Raw genomic sequence first — 7,215 nt, 5'->3', positions numbered from 1 at the left:
TTGGTAAGTCGTAGCGATCGCCTGTTTTTCTTCCTCCCCTTGTTCACACATCCTTAATTTCATCAAATCCATCCTCGATTACGCGAACGGTGAGGTATAAGTATCTTAATAAAGAATTGATATTTTATAATTCGCAATTTTTGAAAAGGAAACACAAATATTTCTTTGTGGTTCCTTTTCTTTTGATATTAGATTCAGACCAAACAATAAATACTGACAGTGTAAGAATAAATACAAGTATTAATTTGCGCTCAAAATGCTTTTGCAATAAGTTTTACAGAAACTTTATCGTCATATATATCAAGTAGAAAAGGATATTGGGAAGCATAATATATAACCTTGTCAGGGTTAGGTTCCACGAGAGCTAATTCCACTGGATTGCGAACAAAAAATACTTTTTTGCCAGAATAGCTCGGAACTAATTTGCCAACTATCGAATAGAATTTATGACGCTAAATCACAACCTTTACCTGTATTCGTTCCTAGCTCGTTTCGGATGGTTTAAGAAAAGTTACACCGCTAAAATCATGTTGGTGGCTTTTTTGGGTACTCATGTACCACTTCTAACCTTACTTTTGAGTTTCCTCATCTCAAACTCCTATTCCTTCGAGATGGCGGTGCGAGTTATGATTATTGCTCTATTATCTACATTAGCAGGTACAGGCGTCACCCTCTATGCGCTCAACCATCTCCTCAAACCGGTCATTTTCACATCTGCGGCATTACAAAATTATCTGAACACCAAAACACTACCTGAATTGCCCACAGAATTCGCTGATGAAGCGGGTACATTGATGGCAGATACATCACAAACTCTTCACAAATTAGATGAGTTAATTCACTACATCACTAATTATGATGAAGTGACAGGATTACCCAATCGTGATTTATTCCGCGATCGCCTTTATCAGCTTCTATCTCAACCTGAAAACAACCAGCGTCTTGTAGCTGTCTTTTTGCTCAGTATTGATGATTTCACTGTTATAAGTCATGGGTTGGATCATCAGACAACAAATTTGTTGTTAAGAGCAGTTTCCCAGAGGTTATCAACCTGCATAGCACAAACAGATATTCTTGCCCATTTAAGTAGAGATGAATTCGTTCTTGCCCGAATCCAGATGCATTCTTTGGAACATGTAATTAAGTTATCTGAAGCTTTGTTGAATACCTTGAATAAACCCTTTTCTTTAGAAGGTAACTCGATTCATATTACCGTCAGCATTGGAATCACAATCAATCACATAAACGCTCCTAATAATATAGATCATCTTTTACAACAGGCTGATATAGCACTTTACCAGTCCAAGCAGCAGGGGCGTAACCAATACCAATTCTATTCGCCAGAAATAAATGCTCAGTTGCAGGAGCGACTGACTTTAGAAAAAGAATTGCAAGGAGCGCTTGAGCGTGGTGAAATGCTGGTTTATTATCAACCACTAATTAATTTACATAGCGGAGAAGTTACAGCTATGGAAGCGTTAGTTCGCTGGCAGCATCCTAGATTAGGCTTGGTTTCTCCAGTAAAATTTATTCCCATTGCAGAAGCTAATGGTGCGATCGTACCAATTGGTGAATGGGTTTTGCGAACTGCTTGCGCTCAAACCCGTGCTTGGCAGCTTGCTGGATATACCCCAATTCGGATATCTGTGAATCTGTCATCTCGACAGTTTGAACAACCCTATCTGGCTGAGATCGTCAACCAAATTCTTGAGGAAACTGAACTCCAAGCATCTTCGTTAGAACTAGAAGTGACAGAAAGCTTCTTGATGGCTGACATTGATCGTTCAGTTAAAATCTTAAAACAATTACGAGAACTGGGTATCTGCTTGGCTCTAGACGATTTCGGTACTGGTTATTCCTCTCTGAACTATTTGAAACGCTTTCCTGTGGACATGCTTAAAATTGATAAGTCATTTGTGCAGGATGTCATGTCTAATCCTGATAGCGCCACCGTCACTGATGCGATTATTGCCCTAGCAAAAAGCCTCCACTTGAAAATTACAGCAGAGGGTGTAGAAACACAAGAACAGGTTGAATACTTGCAAAAGCGTGGATGTGATGAAGGTCAGGGTTACTACTTCAGTTGTCCTCTTCCTGCTGATATAATTGTCGCCATGTTGCAGAAAAGTTCTCAGCAGGTAGAGATTACTACAATATAGGTGGATGCCTAAGCCATTACAACGTCAGGACTTACCCAAAAAGGCAGTGAAAGCCTTGATTTACCGTAGGGGCAATTCATGAATTGCCCCAACATTTCGTACTTGATGCGTAAGTCCTAAACGTGTTCCATTTTGCACCTATCTCGGCCGCCACCCGAATACTTGTATAACGCTACGCACCTAGATTGAGATTCTTTTTGTGTGGTAGCGGGGCTTCCACACAAAAAATTGTCATAAGAGTACTTTTGCCAATTCCGCCGATCCCCAGTATCCCAACTACACGGCAGCGTTCAGCCACCATCCAGTGACACAGTTGCGCCAGTTAGACAAGGCTCCTCAACAAGCGATCGCCATTAAAGAATTAAGAAAATTGATCAGGCAGTGATTACAATAGCGCTAAACTCTGATCAAATTAGCCGATATCCTCAAGGACTCAAATTATAACGAGACTGATGAAGCGATCGCCACGACTTGGATAAACCAGCAACTTGAAGCGGTTGTCATTAATTTATCAAATTAAACTTAATTTAATGGAGGCATAATGTCTGAAATTACCCTAAACCCAGAACAACTCAAGGAAATATTGAAAAGCGCGATCGTCGAATTGATTCGTGAGAACCGTGAAGAAGTATCTAAATTTTTGGCAGAAATTATTGAAGACATAGCAATGGAAGGTGCGATCGCGGAAGGTGAAACAACTGAACTGGTTAACCGCGACTCCATCTTTCAACTTTTAAACATCCTTTAAATCAAAATCTCAAATCGGCTTGATTATCTACTAGAATTTTCGCCAATTTTCTCCACAGTTTTATCGTTTTTCACCAAAATAACCAAACAAAAACAACTAGCAGCTAACTTTATTAAGCTCAAAGCTTCACTTTCTAAGACAATAAAAGCGCCTAATCCTATAAGAATAAAAGGCACAATATTATTAACATAACGACTCAATATATCAGCTATTACTCTGTAGTTAGTTAATTTATATGCCGTATAACACCAAATTCCCAACAATAGAAAAAATAATCCGATAATTACTACAAAACGTTCTAAGTTGCTGTTAGCAAATAAAGGCACATAGACACTAATATTATCACTACCATTAGCAATTGTAACGGCTGCCACACTATAAGCTTGTGAAGAAAAAAAACTCGTAATTGTTGATGCTTCAATTTCTTTTGTTGTGGCGAAAACTTCTTGTGATGAATCTTCTTGCCGATTCACCAAGCTACTGATACCTATAGACATTGGTAGTAAACCAAGTAATCCAATCCAATTTTTGGATAAAACTAACCCACCAAATAAACCAGGCAGACTAAGGATTAACAGAACTGTAAAACCTAGAAACTGACCAGCAACTATATGCCGGGGACGAAAGTTAGTATTTATTTGAGAAAAAAACAACAATAGAATAACAATATCATCAATATTAGTGGCAATGAACGCAATTGCCCCTGTAGTAATTGCAGTAAATAACTCGTTCATATTTTAAGATAATGATGGACAATTTTAAGGCTTAATTGTGTCAAAAGTTTAAAATAATTTCCTTTACAAGATAAGTAAGTGGGTCAAATTAAATATAAAACCTCACCCTGCCTCCGCCTTCCCTCTCCTTAGTAAGGCTACGGTGTACACACAAGTCTGAAAATAGCTGAAGAACTAGGTTTTACCCCACCCTAACCCTCCCCTTTCTAAGGGGCTACGGTGTACACACAAGTCTTTGAGAGTGGCCTCATAGGCTTTTGATCCCCCCAACCCCCCGATAAATTGGGGGGCAAAAGTCTCCAAAAGTCTCTTAAAGTCCCCCTTCTTAAGGGGGATTTAGGGGGATCTCCAACGATTTGGGGTTTGTACAAAGATGTGTGTAACCGTAGCCTTAGTAAAAAGAGGGATTGAGGGTGAGGTTTGATCTTATATTTAATTACTGTGCATAGCTTGTTTGTCTAGTATAGGTACGATGACTATCTTAGGACTTACGCAAAATTGTCTCAAAAACCTGATTTGTCGTAGCAGTAATTCATGAATTACCGCTACTTCAGAACTTTTTTGCGTAAGTTCTGTATCTAACATAATTGTGGTATAAATACCGAATTAATTCAATCCTGCCTAGTTGAGAATTAAGCGCGAGTGGTTCAGCTATAATTACAAATTACGAATTTGTTAATTTGGTATGGTTATAAATCGTAGGTTATAAAAATCCAGCATGAGTCAGCTAGGGACGACCTCCAGTGAAGCGATAATTGCCTTCATCGCCACTAACATAGATGACATTATTATCTTGTTAATATTTTTTTCTCAGGTAGATGTTAATTTTCGGCCACGGCATATCTTACTTGGTCAATATTTAGGTTTTGCAGCCATTATCATCGCTAGCTTACCAGGATTTTTTGGTGGATTGGTTGTACAGCGAGAATGGATAGGATTGCTAGGACTGCTACCAATAGTAATTGGTATTCAGCAATTACTATCTAGAAAAGAAGAAACCGCAACAGTTCAAACAGTCAGTAGTGATTTTAGTCAATCCACACCGACTAACCCCTTATTAGCTTTTATTTTGAGTGTTTTGCACCCCCAAACCTATAAGGTGGCAGCAGTAACGATCGCAAATGGTGGTGACAATATTAGTATATATATTCCCTTATTCGCTGGTCATAACCTTACCAGCTTGGGAGTAATTCTAAGTATATTTTTTATCATGGTAGGGATTTGGTGTGCGATCGCTTATTTTTTAAGCCGTCAGGCTACCATTGCTAATATTCTAAGTCGCTACGGTCAAGCTGTCGTACCTTTTGTATTAATTGGCTTGGGTTTATTGATTATGTATGAGCGAGGTACATTTACTCTACTGCCTTGGCTGAAAAGCTAATCAATGCTGGATGTTGAATGCTGGATTTGGCATCTAAAATTCGTTACGTCACACTTGATGAACTAATTTCCAACTCACCATCATCAAAATGGCGTAAATAATAAACCGTAGCGGGCGCTGGGGAGCGACTTGGCAAATTTTAGCACCTAGCAGAACTCCTGGCACAGACCCTAACCAGATAGGTAATACCAAACTCCAATCAACTGTTCCCAGGCTAAGATGACCAAGGGCTGTAAACAGCAGTAAAATTGCTGCGTGTGAAATATCAGTTCCAACTAACTTTCGGGCATCAAGGCGGAAAAACCCAATCAGCATTAGGGCAAACATTGAACCTGATGAGACGCTAGTTAGACCAACGAAACAGCCTAAAATTGCTCCCAAAGTAATTGTTAGGAAACGGCCCAAGTTAGTTTCTAAGTCTAACTTTGGTAGTTCGGGTAAATTAAATTTAGGGAAAAAAGTCAATAACAACAATTGCACTAGTGCTAACACTGTGACTAGCAAAATCATCACGCCAAGCAAACGGAGCAAGATGTTATCCAGGTTATACTCACCTGTACGTTTCAGAAAGTGCAAAATCCCTACCCCAAATAGTGAGCCTGGAACACTCCCCAATGCCAGCCATTTGACAATTTCTGTGTCTAGAGTTTTCTGTTCCCAATGCTTGACGCTACCAACAATTTTCATCAATGTGGCAGCCACAACATCAGAACTGACAGCGATGGAAGGCGGAACCTGAAAAACAAAAATCAACATTGGGGTGATGAGAGAGGCTCCGCCAATTCCCGTCAAACCAACTATGATGCCAACAAAGAAGCTTAAGAACGGTAGTAATAAATAGTGCATACTTTTTGGGGTTTGAGAAAGTCAGCTAAAGCTTCACTACTAGAGAACAACAACTCAGCCGAAGTACAGCCCCGTCTTAGACAGAGCTAGTCATAGCAAGTTATTGTGTTTCTCAAGGCATGAGTGACACAAAGAAAAGTTTATCCAGCTAAAAGTTAGGACAGAGGATTACTGGATAACTAAAAACCTGTCTGGAAGTTTTTGGAAGTACGACAACTGGCATTTAGCTGAAACAGACTTTGATAACTGCTTATGGGTCAGTTGCTTTGCTAAACTCAACTTCTAACTGGTTTTTTGCGGTTTTACATATAAAAGCCGATAAAACGATGTACTTACCGTATTTTACTTGTAAACAGAAGCAAACGTCTAGCGTATCCGCGTTGTATATCGTTAAATTCTCTGAATAATACACCGTAGCTGGTTAAAATTCTTAGGAGTGGTTGATAAAAATTACCTCAAGGTTAATAAAGATAGCGATAATTCACCATTTGGATAATTCAAAACCTTGTAGAAAAGATATGTCTTATCTCTACATCTGGATTGATGCTGCGATAGTAAATAAATCGCATCTATCATAAGGGGAATTTATCAATCGCCCCTACGATAGATGATCTTTGTTTATAACTAGGTATCCAAAACTACTTGACTTGCAAGTATGTATCATGCAAAAATAATAAAACCGTTCGGTCGGTAATATTTAATTTACAAAAATTTTCAATCAATAAACTATACGATTCCCTACTCTAATAAATCGCTGTAATGTCCAAAGGCGAAGAAACAAAAAGCAGAATTCTGTACCAAGCAGCCGAACTGTTTAATCAACAAGGGTATGCAGGCTCATCGATGTCAGACATCATGCGTGTAACTGGATTGCAGAAAGGAGGAATTTACAATCACTTTCAAAGCAAAGACGATCTCGCGTTACAGGCTTTTGATTTTGCGATCGCTCGTATCAAACAGCATACTAGATTTGCATTACGAAGCAAGCGCCACGCAGTAGAACGCCTGCAAGCAATCATTGAGATATTTAGTAGCTTTGCAGAAAATCCACCTATCAAGGGAGGATGTCCACTGCTGAATACTGCTGTGGAGAGTGATGATAATCATCCGGCGTTGCGCGAACGCGCTCAACAGGCGATGAACTCTTGGTTGCATCTGATTCGGCGAATTATTGAAACGGGAATTGACAAGGGTGAAATTCGCCCGGAAGTGAGTGCTGATGAAATCGCTACTATCATAATTGCAACGCTAGAAGGAGCCATAATGATGAGTAAGCTTTATGGAGATTCAATTCACATGGACAGGGTAATTAATCATCTTAATCAATACTTAAAAACTAACCTTTAA

Annotated in this window: 6 protein-coding genes; 4 read left to right on the top strand and 2 right to left on the bottom strand. The window is 39.2% G+C overall.

All coding sequences use genetic code 11. The annotated features are described in order from the left end of the window. Positions 1-446 precede the first annotated feature (446 nt). Together V7K38_RS07120 and V7K38_RS07115 are read left to right on the top strand one after the other, a co-directional pair. Positions 447-2,159: a putative bifunctional diguanylate cyclase/phosphodiesterase gene (locus tag V7K38_RS07120; RefSeq protein ID WP_334856557.1), complete on the top strand. Its 1,713-nt coding sequence runs from the start codon at positions 447-449 to the stop codon at positions 2,157-2,159. Between the two features lie 541 nt (positions 2,160-2,700). After that, on the top strand, positions 2,701-2,907 hold the full coding sequence (locus tag V7K38_RS07115; RefSeq protein WP_334856556.1) for a hypothetical protein: 207 nt from the start codon (positions 2,701-2,703) through the stop codon (positions 2,905-2,907). Positions 2,908-2,930: 23 nt separating this feature from the next. Here the strand turns inward: V7K38_RS07115 and V7K38_RS07110 are convergent, their stop codons facing one another. Further along, positions 2,931-3,641, bottom strand: a complete 711-nt coding sequence (locus V7K38_RS07110; protein WP_334856554.1) for a cadmium resistance transporter — start codon at positions 3,639-3,641, stop codon at positions 2,931-2,933. A gap of 718 nt (positions 3,642-4,359) precedes the next feature. Here V7K38_RS07110 and V7K38_RS07105 point away from each other — a divergent pair. Continuing rightward, positions 4,360-5,022 carry a cadmium resistance transporter gene (locus V7K38_RS07105; RefSeq protein ID WP_334856553.1) on the top strand — a complete coding sequence of 221 codons (663 nt, stop codon included), beginning with the start codon at positions 4,360-4,362 and terminating at the stop codon, positions 5,020-5,022. A gap of 48 nt (positions 5,023-5,070) precedes the next feature. Here V7K38_RS07105 and V7K38_RS07100 read toward each other — a convergent pair whose 3' ends face one another. After that, on the bottom strand, positions 5,071-5,868 hold the full coding sequence (locus V7K38_RS07100) for a sulfite exporter TauE/SafE family protein (protein WP_334856552.1): 798 nt from the start codon (positions 5,866-5,868) through the stop codon (positions 5,071-5,073). A gap of 759 nt (positions 5,869-6,627) precedes the next feature. Between V7K38_RS07100 and V7K38_RS07095 the strand changes: the two genes are divergently transcribed. Next, on the top strand, positions 6,628-7,215 hold the full coding sequence (locus V7K38_RS07095) for a TetR/AcrR family transcriptional regulator (protein WP_334856550.1): 588 nt from the start codon (positions 6,628-6,630) through the stop codon (positions 7,213-7,215).

Origin of the sequence: Nostoc sp. (assembly GCF_036917465.1) — a bacterium.
Taxonomy (GTDB): Bacteria; Cyanobacteriota; Cyanobacteriia; order Cyanobacteriales; family Nostocaceae; genus Nostoc.
The sequence above is the reverse complement of the archived record's forward strand: the minus strand, read 5'-3'. Positions and strand labels throughout refer to the sequence as shown.